This is a genomic window from Streptomonospora sp. PA3 (assembly GCF_009728995.1).
GTDB lineage: Bacteria > Actinomycetota > Actinomycetes > Streptosporangiales > Streptosporangiaceae > Streptomonospora.
Genome location: NZ_VTZW01000008.1, coordinates 419645 through 434596 on the forward strand (window position 1 = coordinate 419645; position 14952 = coordinate 434596).

The window sequence follows — 14952 nt, forward strand, 5'->3', positions numbered from 1 at the left end:
AGAAAAACATGTCTGCCACGCTTGCCGGAACCTGCCCCGAGTGCGAGACCGATCTGACGACGCCGCCCATGATCCAGGGCGAGACCATGACCTGTCCCGAGTGCATGCTGACGCTGCGCGTCGAGCATGTCCAGAACGGAACGCTGTCGTTGGAAATGGTTGAGGTCAAGCTCCGCGACTGGGGCCAGTGACCGCTAGCCGCAAAGGAGCGTAAGCCATGGGCGGCAAAGTTGCCATCGTCGCGGATCGTATCGGATGGGAGGAGCGGCAGCTGATCCTCGCTGCGGCGAAATCGAGCCTGCAAATCAACTGGGCCAATGATGAGTCGCTGTGTCTCGGCGATCCCGCACCTGAATCTCTCTCCGCATACGACGCGGTTCTCCTCCGCAGCCGCAGCTACACCCGGGGAGGCCTGCTCGCCACGCTGGCCGAATCGACAGGAATACCGGTACTGAATACAGCACAGGCGATTCAAACCTGCGAGAACAAGCTGGTTCTGCGAAACCTGCTGCGCAGGGCCGGCGTCCCCGTACCGGACTTCCGTCTTGTCTTATCGCGGGACGATTTCAAACAGGCCGTGGCGGAGATTCCGCCGCCGTTCGTCCTGAAGCCTGTATTCGGCGGCATGGGGAAGCGGGTGATACTCGTCCGACACACGGATACGGCCCAGTCCGTCTACGACTACATCGAAGACCTCGGACACGCATTCGAGCAGGCTTGCCTGGTCGAACCATACCTGGGCGGTAGCTCTGTCCGGTGCCTCGTCATCGGTCGGGAGACCGCCGGCGCGGCGGAGTTCGAGAGCAATGGCGAAGACTGGAGAAACAACGCCGCACTCGGAAACCGCAGTAGAACACTTTCCTATGATCCGGAAATACAAAAAACCGTAGACAGCGTGGTGAACGAGATCGGCAGCGGAATCTATGGTGTCGACCTCTTTCGCACAGAGGCGGGCTACATCGTCAACGAGGTCAACCATGCGCCCGGATTCCGTGCGGTGGCCTCGGCATCCGGAGTGGACATCGCCGCGGCCATCAACGGTTATGTACAGGAGATCCTCGCATGATCCGTGTGGGAATCGTCGGCGCATCGGGCGTGGTCGGCGGTGAGCTCATCCGACTGGTGACCCAGCATCCCGACCTGGAGCTGACCTTCCTGGGTGGATCCTCGAGCACCGGTAGGCGCCTCGTAGAGGTGCATCCTGGCCTACGCCTCGACCTGGGCCTGACCATCGAGCCGGTGACGGGCGAACTCCCCCAACGCTGTGACGTGGTGCTACTGGCGACACCTGCAGCGGTCTCGGCTGAGCTCGCCGCGGAGTTGGCCGACCGGGTCCCGTGCGTGATCGATCTCAGCGGCGCATTCCGCATTCGGGCATCCGAGGTCCACGAGTCGTGGTATCCCAAAGTGGACCGAGACGCAATGCTGGCCGAGCGCTTCGTCTACGGAGTGCCGGAACTCATCGGCGAGGAGCTGGCGAATGCCCCGCTGGTCTCGTTGCCCGGCTGCTACGCCACCGCAATCACGCTCGGCCTCGCGCCGCTGACACTCGCGCTCGGATTGACCCTGAAAACCGTCGTGGTGGACGGAAAGAGCGGGTCGAGCGGCGGCGGACTGCAGTTGCGCACCGCCGACCTGCACCCGTTTCGCAGCGGCGCGATCGCTCCATACGCCCCCACCGGGCACCGGCATGCGGCCGAGGTCAGCGACTTCCTACAGCGCCGGGCTCCCGGCACGGTCGGCTCCTTCACGATGTCGGCCTACGGCGTCTCCACAGTGCGGGGCCTGCTGGCGAGTTCCTATGTGTTCACCGACGACGACGTGGACGCCCGGGAACTCCAGCGTGCGTACCTGCGCTTCTACAAACACCATCCCTTCGTCCGAGTGCGCCGCAACACCGAGACGGTTATCCCCGTGCCCGATCCGCAGGCGGTCCTGGGCTCCAACTTCTGCGACATCGCGGTGCTGCACGACCCCGCGGGCGGCCGAATTGTCGTCCTTGCTGCTCTGGACAACATCGTCAAGGGCGCAGCGGGCCAGGCCGTCCAGGTTTTGAACAGAAGATTCGGCCTATCCGAGGAAGCGGGGCTGACCATGCAGCCGGTGGTGCCGACATGAGGAACCTCCCTAGCATCATCAAAGTCGGCGGAAGTTGCCTGAACGACTTGTCCGCGGACTGGTGGGACGATCTCGCCCGATACGGACGAAACCATCCCCTGGTGCTCGTTCACGGTTGGTCCGAACCGCTCAAGCGGCTCGATCCCCGCTACGGCGAGCCGTCAGCCATCCTGCGCGATCGCTACGGCAACCAGAGCCGGTGGACCACACCAGAGGTCATCACCGACATCAAGAAGGTCAGTGAGGAGCTGGGGACTCAGATCGCCGATCGGTTGGCGGAGCGAGGGCTCACCACGCAACGCCTCCTCGGCAGCGACGGCCTGCTCCGCGCCGGCGAGGGCGAGCGCTGGTGGTGGCGGGACAAGCAGCTGGTGCAGCTCGACAACCTCGTCGGTCCCATCGCCGGCGTCGACGTCGGCCCGTTCACGGATTCGGTGCCCGGACACTGCTACCTGGTCACCCCACTGGCCAGGAACGCCGCTGACGAAGAGGTCAACACCGACGCCGATCGGGCCGCGGCAGCGGTCGCGGGGGCCCTCTCGGCGACCTCGTTGGCGCTCGTCACGAACGTCCCGCATCTTCTGATCGACGGGAGACCGGTGCGGCGGATCACCCCCGAGGAAGCCTCGCGGTTCCGGGATCGCGCTGCCACCGGCGGTATGCGAAAGAAGCTGCGGGCCGCCGACGAGGCCCTTCAGCAAGGCGTCGGCCGGGTCATTATCGGAAGCTCACCCGTCTCGGAGCTGCTCGCCGAATGGAACGGAACCGTCATCACGAAGGAATGATCGTTCCGGCCTCCTTCTTGAAAGCCAGTTATCACATCAGGACAAGCCGGATACGAGGAGCAGACGACGTGGCATCCCCACACGTTCTCGTGGTCGACAACGGCACCCTTTCTCTGCAGCACCTGTGCAAGCGCTTCGAGGGCCTGGGCACCGAAACCGAGACGGTCGACGCCGCCTCGGTTCCCGCGCGGCTCGGATCCCGATACCAGGCGATCGCGCTGAGCGGGACCAAGATCCGTGCCTACGACCGTGAGTTCTATAAACCGCTCATCGACCTGGTGATGGGTGCGGATATCCCCGTTCTCGGGATCTGCGGCGGGATGCAGATCATCGGAACCGCGGCCGGCGCCTCCCTCGTCGAGGGGCCTCAGCGCGTCGGCGGATACCGTGTGCAGGTCGACAAGAGTGAGCCCCTCTTCTCTTATGTCAAGCCCGCGGTCACGGTTTTTCAGCGCCACACGCTGTATCTGCGGGAAGCACCTCCTGGATACCGGGTCATCGGACGGTCCGAAGAAGCACCCGTTGAGTTCTTCCGCTCGGACGACGGCCGGATTTTCGGTTCACAGGCACATCTCGAGTTCCGCAGAGACGGCCTCGAGATAATTCGCGGGTTCACTCGCACATTCCTATGAGATCCTACCGGACGCGAAGTGAACCTCATTCCCCTGACCTTTAAACCCATGCGCAAACCGAAAGCGCAACCTTCAAGGCCTCCGTCCCGCCAATGCAGCAATAGGAACCAGGAATGAGTGCAGTGGAAAGAATCATCGGCGAGGAAGAGCAGGACCCCGCGTTCACGGTGACGCTGAACGGCAGCGGCGGATCCCTCCAGGGCTGGGTCGTCGTCGACACCTTGGTCGACGGACTCGCTATGGGAGGGACGCGTATGACCGAAACGGTCAGTGAGGGCGAGGTGCGCGGCCTCGCCCGGGGCATGACGGACAAGCTCACCCTCGTCGGGCTTCCCATCGGCGGCGCCAAGGCTGGGATCGTCGCCGCCGGAGCCGATCGCGAGGAAACGTTCAGGGTCTTCGGCCGGACGGTCAAGCCGCTGCTTCACGGGGGCATCCACCTCGGCATCGACCTCGGGGTGACACCGGCCGACCGTGCCGTGTTCTTCGCCGAGGCCGGCTACGACCCGCGCCACAGGGCCCACGCGGTAGACATGCCGATCGACTGGCGGACGTACTACGAGCCACTTGTCGACTGCACCGGCCACGGAGTCGGGGTATCGGCGATCACCGCTCTTGAAACCTCCCACCGCAATCAGCCGTGCCGGGTCGTGGTTCAGGGGTTCGGAACGGTGGGACGTGCGGCAGCACGGTTTCTAGCGGACCGGGGCCACCGCGTCGTCTGCGTGGCCGATGTCCAGGGCAGCATCAGTGCGGACGAGCTTCCTGTGGACGACTTGATCGACATCACCGACGAACTCGGGCGGATCGACCGCTCTCGGTTGCCTGAGGGCGTCGCCGTCTCCTCGGAGCCGGAGAGCTGGCTGGACGCGGACGCCGACCTGCTCGTACTGGCCGCCAACAGGCATGCCCTCAACGCCGGCAACGTACATCGGCTGCGCGTCGGCATTGTGGTCGAGGGAGGAAACCTGTGCTCCAGCCCGGAGGCCCAGCAGAAGCTGCGCGCGTCCGGCGGGGTCGTGGTTCCCGACGTCGTCGCCAATGTCGGCGGTGCGGCCGCAGCAGGTCTCGCCATCGCAAGGATCGTCCCGTTCGATCTTGAGGCGGGCGAGCGCAAGCGGTGGGTGTTCGACTGGGTTGCAACGCGAGTGCGTGAGAATACCCGGGACCTGCTGGAGATCGCCGCAGCGAGTGCAGACGATCCGATGCCGGAGCTGCTCGCGGCGCGTGGAAAGGCCGGCCGATGACCGCCGCACACGGGATGGTCTCGCAGGGTACAGGGCAAGCCCGCGCATCGCGGTATCGGCGCCTCGGCTGGTGGCGCGACACGACCTTCCTCGACGACCTCCGCCGAAACGTTCGCGACCGCCCGCGCAAGCTCGCCATCGCTGGACGAAGGATCGCCGAGTCGCGCACCGACACGCTCGACTACGCCGAGCTGAACCAGCTGACGGACCGCTTCGCCGGTGCCCTGCTCGCCCTCGGCGTCCGGCGCGGTGACGTCGTGGCGGTCCAGCTTCCGAACCGATGGGAGATGGTGCCGCTGATGTTCGCGTGCATGCGCATCGGCGCGGTAATCTGTCCGATCTCTCCGCTGTGCCCGAAGGACGAGCTCCGCCACCGGCTCGAACTCACCGCGTCCCGCGTGTGCGTCACCCCCGCCCTGTGGGAGGACTCATCGCCGGCCGCGATCGCCACGGCGCTCAGCGGCGAGATCGCCTCACTCGAGCACGTCGCGGTCGTAGACGGCCCGGTGCCGGAGGGCGCCGTGGACTTCCACGCCCACTTCGTGGACACCTCGCGGACGGCGGCCCAGCAGGCAGAGCTCGACGGTCTGGAACTGGAGGCCGACGCCCCCTTTGTGGTGCTTTTCACCTCCGGAACCACGGGCGAGTCCAAGGGCGTCCTGCACAGCCAGAACACCGTCCACGCGGCGCTGCGGGGCTATGTCGACTCCTTCGGCCTTGGCGACGATCTGGTTGCAGCGGTGTCGACGCCGCTGTGCCACTACTCCGGCTTCGCCCAGGGGATCCTTGCAGCGGTCATGCTCGGTGGCACCGTGGCGTTCCAGGACGCCCGTCGGAACGAGGCGCTCCTCGACCTGGTCGAACGATACGGCGCCACCCTCCTCTATGGGCCGCCGGCGACCGTGGTCGGTGTCACCGCGGCTCAGCGGACCGAGCCGCGCGATATCAGCACGCTCCGCCACGTCGTCGCCGGCTCCGCGCCGGTCTTGGAGCGACTCGTGGACGAGGTCGACGAGACCCTCGGCGCGCGCACCCACTCCCTGTGGGGCATGTCGGAGATCGGCCCGGCGACCATGACCCGCCCTGAAGACGCCGAGGGTTGGGCGGCGCGGAGCAATGGACGCCCGATCGACTCGGTGGAGACCCGGATCGACTCCTGCGGAACCGGTGATTCTTCCGCTGAGGTAGGCCGCCTACGCGTCCGCGGTGCTTCGCTGGCACTCGACTATTACCGACGTAGCGACATGTACGCGGCGGAATTCGACCCCGATGGCTGGTTCGACACCGGCGACTTGGCGTGCGACGACGGCCGTGGGGGGATCCGCGTCCTCGGCCGGGCCAGGGACGCGGTCGTACGCGACGGCCTTGTCCTGCCCATGAGCGAGATCGAGGCCGTCATCGCGAGCCACCCCCGGATCGGCGACGCCGCACTCGTGGGTCTTCCCGGACTGCCGCACGACACGGTCTGTGCCGTCGTCGTTCCCAGCGGCGACGGACACCCGTCGTTGGATGATGTCCGCACGCATGTGCGGGAGGCCGGCCATGACGAGCGGTTCCTGCCGGAGCGTCTCGAGGTGGTTCCGTCGCTTCCGAAGACCCTGACGGGAAAGGTCCGCAAAGCGCAGCTTCGCCAGCGCTACGCCCGGACGTGAGCACTCCCTCCCCAGGTGGTCCGATTCGAGATCTGGAGCCATCCATGCCTGATGCCGCGCCCGTCACCACGTCGGCAACACTCGCGGCTGACGCGTCGCTCGCCCGCAGACGCCGCAACGGAGAAGACGTCGTCTCCATGACCAGCGGAGAGATCGGACTTCCCGTCCATCCCCTGCTCAAGGAGAGGCTTGCTGAGGCCGTCGGCCAGAACGCCTACGGTCCCGTTCCCGGAAGCACGGCCCTGCGGACGGCCGTCTCCGGCTATTGGGATCGGCGCGGCCTGGGCACGGACCCCGACCTCGTGGTATGCGGGCCGGGAAGCAAGGCATTGCTCTTCGGCCTCCTGCTGGCCGTCGGCGGCGATGTGATCCTCCCCAATCCGAGCTGGGTCAGCTACGCCGCGCAGGCGGAGCTCATCGGTGCACGCGCCCTGCCCGTACCGATCGTTCCGGGGGAGGGCGGCGTCCCGGATCCGAGGCGGCTACGCGGAGCACTGACTGCGGCGAAGGCTGCAGGCTGCGATCCCCGCGCCGTGCTCGTCACGGTTCCGGACAACCCAACCGGCACTATGGCATCGGCCGATACAATTCGCGAGCTAGGTGAGGTCGCGCGGGAGCTTGACCTCGTCATCATCTCCGACGAGATCTACCGCGACCTCGTCTTCGACCCGTCAACGCCCGCGGTCTCCCCTGCGGTGTTCGCCCCAGAGCGAACCGCGGTCACGACCGGCCTCACCAAGAACCTGGCGCTGGGCGGGTGGCGCCTGGGGGTCGCCCGACTCCCCGACAGCCCGACCGGACGAGCCCTGAACGCGAGACTGTTCGGCATAGCCAGCCAGATATGGTCCAGTCCCGCCGCGCCCATACAGGTCGCGGCCACATGCGCGTTCGACGAGCCTCGTGAGCTGGTCGAGCACCTCGCGGCCAGCCGGAGGCTGCACAAGGCGGTCGCGGGCGCCGTAGCCGATCGGTTCCGGGCCGCCGGCCTCGTCGTGGCGCCTGTCCGCACGACGTGTTACCTGTATCCCGACTTCGCACCGCTGCGGACCCGCCTCGCACGAGTGAATGGCGTGCGCACCGGCGCCGAACTCACCTCGCTGCTCGTCGAGCGCTACGGCATAGGGACGATCTCCGCAGAGGCGTTCGGGGAGGCCCCGCAAACCCTGCGCCTTCGAGCAGCGACCAGCCGACTCTACGGAGAGACCGAGGAGCAACGCCATACCGCGCTGGCTGCCGCCGACCCACTCCTCCTTCCCTGGATCAGAAGGACGCTCGACCGTCTCGAGGAGGCCCTGCTCGACCTCGCCGGTGCGCCCGCTCCGCGTTCGGGCGGCGCTGTCGCGCCATGAGCGCGGAGCCGCTTTCGGCTCGGGGACTCAGGGCCTTTGCTCAGCCCGGACCATCCACACCAGCGGCCGTAGGAGGCCAGATATGCAAGTTCTGTGCGAATTCGAGTATGCGGGCGAACGATACGCGGGATTCCACCGGCCTGCCCCAGGCGAGCCGTACACCCTGTATCGGGTCGCCGAAGGACAGGTTCGGGACGCCTTCATCGGCGCCGGCGACCCCGGCGCCGCTGTCGCGGCCATCACCGGTGCCGCGGAACCGGTGGTGGCCATGCCCGATGGGGACCTGCGCCCCCTTCCGCCTCTACTGCCGGCGGAAGGGGGAAATGCTCTGCTCAGCGGGTTCATGCGGACGCATAGGTCCAAGTTCGACGACCAGCCGGGCGACAACGAGGAGTTCGTACCACCCAACTGGTTCTTCAAAGGATTCGGCTCCTGGCTAAGGATGCCTGACGAACCGCTGCGCGTCCCCCCGAACCCCGTCGCGCTGATCGAGGAGCCTGAAGTCGCTCTCGTCTACGCCAACGACGGCGAAGGAACCCCACACTACATCGGCTATACCTTCGGCAACGATCTGTGCGACATCGGCCTGCATCTCCAAAACCCCGGATGGAACCCTTACTGCAAGCTCTGCGACACGTCTATCGCGCCCTGGCTCTTCCTCGGCGCACCTCCGCGCTCGGCAACGGGGCGCGTCACCATCGAGCGCGGCCGCGAGACAGCATGGGAAGGAGAGTTCGACTGCGGCGCGGACGCTCTTTACTTTCCCATCGAGGACATGATGAATAACTTGTTCTTTTATCCTGCCCTCCGTCGCCCATTCCTCGTGAACTACGTCCTGCTCGGGGCCGACCGGGCCAGTTTCCACGACGGCTTCCGAATCGCGGACGGCGACCGGGTGGCGATCCACTTCACAGACCACGACGTGGTCGTATCGAACACCGTTGAATTCGGGCATGCGGGAGAGCGCTTGGCCCCGCTCCCCTGACTGCCGCGTGCCGACCTGATACCACGATGGCACCAAAACGGTGAATTCATTGGAATGCGCTTGGCAAGGGATTTCGAGCGCCTCCTGCCGCCACCGCGCCGGATCGGCAGCACGATGCAGGCCGGTCCGGTGCCGGCGGCGGCCGGCTCAGCGCCGGGCGGCTGCGCCGGGGCCTTCATCGGGGCGCCGCTGGGTGATGCGCCAGAGGCGGCGCGGCAGATCGCCCTCCTCGAAAGCGTGGACCTCGTCGAGCTCCCACCCCCGCGCGAGGCGCTGGACCAGTTCCCGGGAGAAGAAGTGCACGGCGAATCCGCCGTGTTCGAAGATGTCGTCGCCGTGGGCGGTCCCGGCGCCGTAGTGGGCGTCGCCGGTGTGGCGGACGGTGTAGACGAAGGCGCCGCCGGGTCGCAGCACGCGCGCGACCTCGCCCACCAAGGCGGTGATCTCCTCGGTCAACAGCGCCATGCACAGCAGCATGTGCGCGAACACCGCGTCCACGCTGCCGGCGGCCAGGGGCAGCGGGGCGCGCGCGTGGTCTCCGCCGCGCAGGGATCCGCCTCTGCGCCGTGACGGGGTTCCGGCCCTCTCGGCATCGCACCGGGGTTCGCCCCCACGCTGGGCACGGTGATTCCCCCTGCGCCGGTGCATCGTCGGCCGGCGGCGAGCGCCCCTCCATCGAGACCGCCCACCCGACCCGTGGCCCACCGAGCGACCGCCGTGCGGCGGCGCCTGCGATCCCGGCCGCGTGAAGACGCCGCCGGGATTGGGCCGGGTGCGGCCACCGCCCCCTGCGGCGGCCCGCGTGCCACGCTGCCCGGCTTGTCCGGTTGCCGGCTGCTGTCCTCCCTGCGGACACATGCGGCGCCCGACCGGCGGGGATGTGGGCAGGCTCTCGCACGCAAAGCGTGATCACGACACTCACGTAACCGTAGGCTTGGAGGGCGCCGGGCCGCGCGGCTCGCGCACCCCCTTTCTGCCCCGACACCCCCCGTCTCGCGGTGCGCCGTTGCCGCGGGCCCGCGGCAACGGCGCCGCCGACCAGGGGACGGCTTGCATCCACAGGCGGCCGGCCCGGGGGTAGCCGGGGATCCCGAACCACCGGTATCCGCCCGTCGCGCCGCGGCGTGCCCGGACCGGGGCCCTGTGTCCTCGCCCGGTCACGGTGCGTGCACGCGACTCCGACGAGATTGGCTTCATGACCGCTCAGCAGGCACGACCCCGCCGACGCCTTTCCTTTCCTCCCCTGTCCGTGTCGAGACTGCGCACCGAGGTGCTGGCCGGTCTCGTCGTCGCCCTCGCCCTGATCCCCGAAGCGATCTCCTTCTCGATCATCGCCGGCGTCGACCCCCGCGTCGGGCTGTTCGCCTCCTTCACCATGGCGGTCTCCACCGCCTTCCTCGGCGGGCGCCCCGCCATGATCTCGGCGGCGACCGGGGCCATGGCGCTGGTCGTGGCGCCGCTGGCACGCGAGCACGGTGTCGACCACCTGATCGCCGCGACGATCCTGGCCGGGGTCTTCCAGGTGGTGCTGGGCCTGCTCGGCGTGGCCAAGCTGATGCGGTTCGTTCCGCCCAGCGTCATGACCGGGTTCGTCAACGCCCTGGCGATCCTGATCTTCCTGGCCCAGGTGCCGCACTTCGCCGGCGAGGGCTGGCCTGTCTACGCGCTTATCGCGGGCGGCCTGGCGGTCATCTTCCTGCTGCCGCGGCTGACCAGCGCCGTACCGGCGCCGCTGGTGGCCATCGTCGTGCTGACCGGCATCGCCCTCGTCTCGGGCGTCACCGTGCCCACTGTCGGCGACATGGGCGAACTGCCCTCCAGCCTCCCCGTCCCGTTCCTGCCCGGCGTCCCGCTCACCTGGGAGACGCTGACGCTCATCGCCCCCTACTCCCTCACCCTCGCGCTCGTGGGGCTGATGGAGTCGCTGATGACCGCCAAACTGGTCGACGACGTCACCGAGACCCGCTCGGCCAAGGGCCGCGAGGCCCGCGGCCAAGGCTTCGCCAACATCGTCACCGGTCTCTTCGGCGGCATGGCCGGCTGCGCCATGATCGGCCAGACCATGATCAACGTGCGCTCCGGCGCCCGTACCCGGCTGTCCACCTTCCTGGCCGGCGCCTTCCTGCTGATCCTGGTGGTGGTGCTGGGCGACGTCGTCGCCGTGATCCCCATGGCCGCCCTGGTCGCGGTGATGATCTTTGTTTCGATCACGACGATGGACTGGCACAGCATCACCCCCGCCACCCTGCGGCGCATGCCCTGGACCGAAACGGCCATCATGGTGATCACCGTCGCGGTGGTGGTGGCCACGCACAACCTGGCCATCGGCGTGATCGTGGGGGTGCTGGCCTCCACCGCGCTGTTCGCGCGCGGCGTGGCCGACCTGTCCGGGGTGACCAGCGTGCTCGACCCCGAGGGCGGCGTGCGGGTGTACTCCGTGCGCGGCGACCTGTTCTTCGCCTCCAGCAACGAGCTCACCTCGCAGTTCGACTACGGCGAGGAGGGCGTGCAGCGGGTGGTCATCGACCTCTCCCGCGCGCACATGTGGGACTCCTCGGCCGTGGCGGCGCTGGACCACGCGGTGGACAAGTTCGCCAAGCACGGCATCAGCGCCGAGATCACCGGTTTGAACATCCCCAGCGAGAACCTGCACACGGAACTGACGGGCACCCTCAACGCCGCCCACTGACCCCCGGACCCGGTTGGCGGCGGCGGGCGCCGCCGCCAACCGGGTGTGCGCCCTTCCCAGCGCGGGTGGACGGAAGCGTTCGCCGCGTCGCCGCCGTCGCCGTGGCCCCATCCGCGCCGGTGGTCGTGGCGATTCCGGTCCAGGCGAAAGGCGTTGCCGGCGCCGGATGGCCGACGAGGGGAGGAACCGGCCGCGCAAGACTGCGGTGCGGTGACCGACGATCGGCCGCTGTCGCCATGCCACCACGATCGCGCCCGCACCCGGGTGGTCGCGTCGGTGGGAACCACCTACTTGCCCGCCCGATCCGGCCGTTGAAGCGAAGAGGGAGGGCGGAGCCTCGTTCGGGAAGCGGGTACACGGTTCGGCCCGATCGTCGGTCACCGCGTCCGCCCGATGCCTACTCGCCTCCCAGCTGGCCGACCGCGGCACCGCCGGGCGACCGGGTTCGCCAGCCGACGCCGAGATCGCAGGCGCGCTCGACGTCGTCGCGGAACTCCGCGTCGTCGAGATGCCCGATCCCATCGGGCGCCAGCGCGATGCGGCGCACCATGCGGCGCACCGCCCCGTCCACGCGCCGCGCCGCGCTCGCAGACGGCACCACCAGAGCGACCTGCGCCACCCGGTCGACCAGAACGACCCCCACGACCGCCAGCAGCGGCCCGAGCACCTCGGCGAACCGATCGCTTCGTGTCACTGCCCCGACCAGCCACCCCGTCGCGGCGGCACCCAGCGCGGTCGTCGCCACGCCCACCGCTTGCGCACCGACGAGCGCCGCGACCGTCCCGGCGCCCGCGTGCCGCAGCAGCCGCAGCAGCTCGACCCGCTCGGCGGCCACCTCGCGCAGCACGGACGGACGGAATACACCGAGCGCGAACCGCGGATCGGCGAGGCGATCCGTCAGCATCGGGTTTCGGAGGCGGTGTTCACAATGGCGTTTCCTGTCACAGCACTCCAATGTCAGCGCAGCACGGAGGCGGTTCCGACCCGCCTTTTCGACCGTCTGGTTAGCGGTATCCCCGGCACACGGAAGCATCGGTGATTTCAGTGGCGGAGGGGTGATAGTCGCAGCGGGGCCAACCGGTGTCAACGTGCTTTCGTCGAAGGGCCCGAAAGGCCAGAATCGATCACCAGCCCGGATGCGATCTTCACGGGAGAAGTGCCGTCAATATCGGTGAGACGTCCGCCTTCGCGTCGAATATTCGGAACGGACCGGCCGACCTGCCGAAACGGGGACCATTGCCGAATGTCCGCCGAGACGCACCGGTTGCCTTTCGGTCTGCCGGGAGACGCGGCCCTACTCCTCGCGCAGCAACGGGGCCGTGCGTTCGGCGATGGCGGTGTAGTCCGGTTCGGCGGGAATCTCCGAGCGGGTCGTGATGCCGCCTTCGCAGAGGGGGATGCCGGGCAGGTCGAAAGCGCCGCGGAGGTCCTTGCCGGGGATTCCGTAGACCTTGTAGTGGTACCGGGTTCTGACCACCGGGATCTCTCCTCCGCCCGAGGTGGGGCAGACGGAGATCTGCTCGTCGGTCATCGTGCGGTACTGGCAGATCAGCGCCGGACGGTACGGGAAGTCGGCGGGCAGGCGGCCGTCGAGGCTGCTCGTCATATTCCACATGCCGTCCTCCCCCACCGCATATAACACCGGGCCCTCGGGCGGGCGGGAGTCCAGCCTTGAATCGTCGTGCGGGGCGCCGTCAGCGTCGTCCGGGCAGAACGCGGGCGGGGTGTGGAAGGCGTCGCCGAAGAGCTGCACGCCGACGACTACGACGGCGGCAGCCGCGAGCACTCCGGCCAGCCAGCGCACGGCTCCAGCATGGCAGATGGGCGCGAGGCAGGGGGAGCGCGCTCCGGGCACTGCAGACGGCGCCCAACGGGAGCGTGGCACCTTCGGCGCCGGCCCGCGGGGGGCGGGTCGGCGCCGAAGGGCGGCGGATCGGAGCCGGTGCGCCGGTTCAGCCGCGGTCGATCAGGAGTCGGCCGTCGGTGGGCCGCCGGCCGGTTGGGCCGGTGCCGTAGTGGGCCTCGACACGCGCGCGCTCGGATGCGTCGGGATAGGGGTTGGTGCAGTTCACGCCGCCGGTGGAACCCGACATCAGCGACGAGCACGGGCCGGGCTTGGCGTCGGGCAGGCCCAGGCTGTGGCCGAGCTCGTGCGCGGCGATGCGCACCGCGTCGTAGCCCTCGGCGGTGCCTTCGCGGCCCATCCACACGGTGACCTGCCCGCCCGGACGAACCGGGCCCAGCTGGGCGCGGGGCCAGCCGTCGTCGGCGACGATGCGGATCTCGGCGTGCTGCCCGGCGGAGGCCGGCTCCAGGTGGACGTTGCTGACGCTGGAGTTCCACACGGCCGCGGCTTCGGCCACAGCGGAGGCGTACTCCGCGGCCTGGTCGGCGTCGTAGTGCAGGACTGTCTGGCGCGGCGGCGCAGACCGCTCCGCGGGGGCCGCGGTCGCCGGCGCGGCGCCCACCAGCGCCAGTGCGCTCAAGGCGATCAGGAAGGGTGTGAGCAGGCGTCTGAGCATGGGGGCTCCCGGGGGTAGGGGGTGCCGAATCGTCGGTGACCCGGTGGGGTCGGACCGATGCTATTTGTAGCGACGTATCGCCACAATGCGTCCTGAATGCCTAATTGACGCGCTTGGTACCGACCTGGAGATTCGCCGCGGATCGTCCGGATGCGGCGAGCCGCCGCCGATCGCGGGCATCAGCCGACGCGGTGATCGGTGAACGCGGCGGACGGATCCGCCAGGCAGGCAGACGGCGCGAGCGCGACGGCCCCGGCCCCGCCTGCAACCGGGACCGCGCAAGGGTTCCGGCGAGGACCGCCGCGGCGCAGGACGCGCGGCGCCGTCGGACATACCGGAACCGTCCGGGCGTCAGCCGCTCTACTCGCAGGTGAGCGTGCGCAATGCCGCGGCGGCCTGTTCGCCGGTCGGCAGGCTTTCGGGGGCGAGCACGGATTGCACAGCCAGGCCCACGACCGTCGCGTACACCGCGCCGCCGACTCCGGCGACGGTCTCGGCGTCGAGGTCGCCGGGGTCCCGGTCGAGCAGCATGGCGGCCAGCGCGCGCCGGGCGGACTCGCCGGCGTCGGCGAGCGCATGGCGGATGCCCTCGTCGAACTCCGCCTGGGCGTAGGCCTGCATGGTGGCGACGACGAGCTCGCGGTGGCGCGGCAAGGACGAGATCAGCTCCTCCAGGGCGATCCGCAGCCGCTGGGCGGGGCCGGCGCCGGCGCCTGCCCGCACCGCCGCCTCGATCGCGTCGCCCCACTCGTTCTGCGCCTGGAGGGCGGCGAGGTTCATCAGGGCGTCCTTGGAGCCGAAGTGGTATCCGATGGAGGCCAGATGCGAGCCCGAGACCGCCGCGATGTCCCGGGCGGTCGTGCGGTGATACCCCTTCTCCACGAGGCATGCGCGGGCGCCGGCCAGGAGGTCCTCGCGTTGGCTCATGGGCACCACACTAGCATTTTGACGTACGTACGTATTGCGGGCCGAT

At 68.7% G+C, this 14952-nt stretch carries 15 protein-coding genes; 10 read left to right on the top strand and 5 right to left on the bottom strand.

The features are described 5' to 3' along the window. The first annotated feature begins 8 nt into the window (after positions 1–8). The 9 genes from FZ103_RS07705 to FZ103_RS07745 all read left to right on the top strand — a co-directional run bounded on the left by FZ103_RS07705 (position 9) and on the right by FZ103_RS07745 (position 8768). A complete protein-coding gene (locus tag FZ103_RS07705; RefSeq protein ID WP_155999894.1) occupies positions 9–191 on the top strand; it encodes a lysine biosynthesis protein LysW in 183 nt (60 codons plus the stop codon). 26 nt (positions 192–217) lie between these two features. Then, positions 218–1066, top strand: a complete 849-nt coding sequence (locus tag FZ103_RS07710; RefSeq protein ID WP_155999895.1) for a RimK family alpha-L-glutamate ligase — start codon at positions 218–220, stop codon at positions 1064–1066. After that, positions 1063–2118: an N-acetyl-gamma-glutamyl-phosphate reductase gene (argC, locus tag FZ103_RS07715; protein ID WP_155999896.1), complete on the top strand. Its 1056-nt coding sequence runs from the start codon at positions 1063–1065 to the stop codon at positions 2116–2118. The genes FZ103_RS07710 and argC overlap by 4 nt, the downstream gene beginning before the upstream one ends. Continuing rightward, the gene (locus FZ103_RS07720) at positions 2115–2903 is read left to right on the top strand and encodes an acetylglutamate kinase (RefSeq protein WP_155999897.1); all 789 of its coding nucleotides are present in this window, start codon (positions 2115–2117) and stop codon (positions 2901–2903) included. The genes argC and FZ103_RS07720 overlap by 4 nt, the downstream gene beginning before the upstream one ends. Positions 2904–2971: 68 nt before the next feature. Next, positions 2972–3535, top strand: coding sequence for a gamma-glutamyl-gamma-aminobutyrate hydrolase family protein (locus FZ103_RS07725; RefSeq protein ID WP_186355972.1), 564 nt, complete (start codon positions 2972–2974; stop codon positions 3533–3535). Positions 3536–3648: 113 nt separating this feature from the next. Continuing rightward, complete coding sequence (locus tag FZ103_RS07730; protein ID WP_155999899.1) at positions 3649–4782, top strand: Glu/Leu/Phe/Val dehydrogenase dimerization domain-containing protein; 1134 nt, start codon at positions 3649–3651, stop codon at positions 4780–4782. Then, on the top strand, positions 4779–6434 hold the full coding sequence (locus tag FZ103_RS07735) for an AMP-binding protein (RefSeq protein WP_155999900.1): 1656 nt from the start codon (positions 4779–4781) through the stop codon (positions 6432–6434). Before FZ103_RS07730 ends, FZ103_RS07735 begins: the two co-directional genes overlap by 4 nt. Before the next feature lie 44 nt (positions 6435–6478). Further along, positions 6479–7783: a pyridoxal phosphate-dependent aminotransferase gene (locus FZ103_RS07740; RefSeq protein ID WP_155999901.1), complete on the top strand. Its 1305-nt coding sequence runs from the start codon at positions 6479–6481 to the stop codon at positions 7781–7783. A gap of 82 nt (positions 7784–7865) precedes the next feature. Beyond that, positions 7866–8768: a fumarylacetoacetate (FAA) hydrolase gene (locus tag FZ103_RS07745; RefSeq protein WP_155999902.1), complete on the top strand. Its 903-nt coding sequence runs from the start codon at positions 7866–7868 to the stop codon at positions 8766–8768. A gap of 147 nt (positions 8769–8915) precedes the next feature. On the opposite strand, the gene FZ103_RS07750 is transcribed toward FZ103_RS07745, so the two are convergent. Next, positions 8916–9626: a class I SAM-dependent methyltransferase gene (locus FZ103_RS07750; RefSeq protein WP_343233427.1), complete on the bottom strand. Its 711-nt coding sequence runs from the start codon at positions 9624–9626 to the stop codon at positions 8916–8918. Positions 9627–9963: 337 nt separating this feature from the next. Here FZ103_RS07750 and FZ103_RS07755 point away from each other — a divergent pair, with 337 nt between their 5' ends. Next, a complete protein-coding gene (locus tag FZ103_RS07755) occupies positions 9964–11457 on the top strand; it encodes a SulP family inorganic anion transporter (protein ID WP_155999903.1) in 1494 nt (497 codons plus the stop codon). 397 nt (positions 11458–11854) lie between these two features. Here the strand turns inward: FZ103_RS07755 and FZ103_RS07760 are convergent, their stop codons facing one another. From FZ103_RS07760 to FZ103_RS07775, 4 genes are all read right to left on the bottom strand, one after another. Next, entirely contained in the window at positions 11855–12361 is a 507-nt protein-coding gene (locus tag FZ103_RS07760; RefSeq protein ID WP_155999904.1) for a hypothetical protein, read from the bottom strand. A 390-nt stretch (positions 12362–12751) separates the two neighbouring features. Beyond that, positions 12752–13261 carry a hypothetical protein gene (locus tag FZ103_RS07765; RefSeq protein ID WP_155999905.1) on the bottom strand — a complete coding sequence of 170 codons (510 nt, stop codon included), beginning with the start codon at positions 13259–13261 and terminating at the stop codon, positions 12752–12754. 148 nt (positions 13262–13409) lie between these two features. Continuing rightward, complete coding sequence (locus FZ103_RS07770) at positions 13410–13979, bottom strand: snapalysin family zinc-dependent metalloprotease (protein ID WP_155999906.1); 570 nt, start codon at positions 13977–13979, stop codon at positions 13410–13412. 360 nt (positions 13980–14339) lie between these two features. After that, positions 14340–14906: a TetR/AcrR family transcriptional regulator gene (locus tag FZ103_RS07775; RefSeq protein WP_155999907.1), complete on the bottom strand. Its 567-nt coding sequence runs from the start codon at positions 14904–14906 to the stop codon at positions 14340–14342. Positions 14907–14952: the final 46 nt, after the last annotated feature.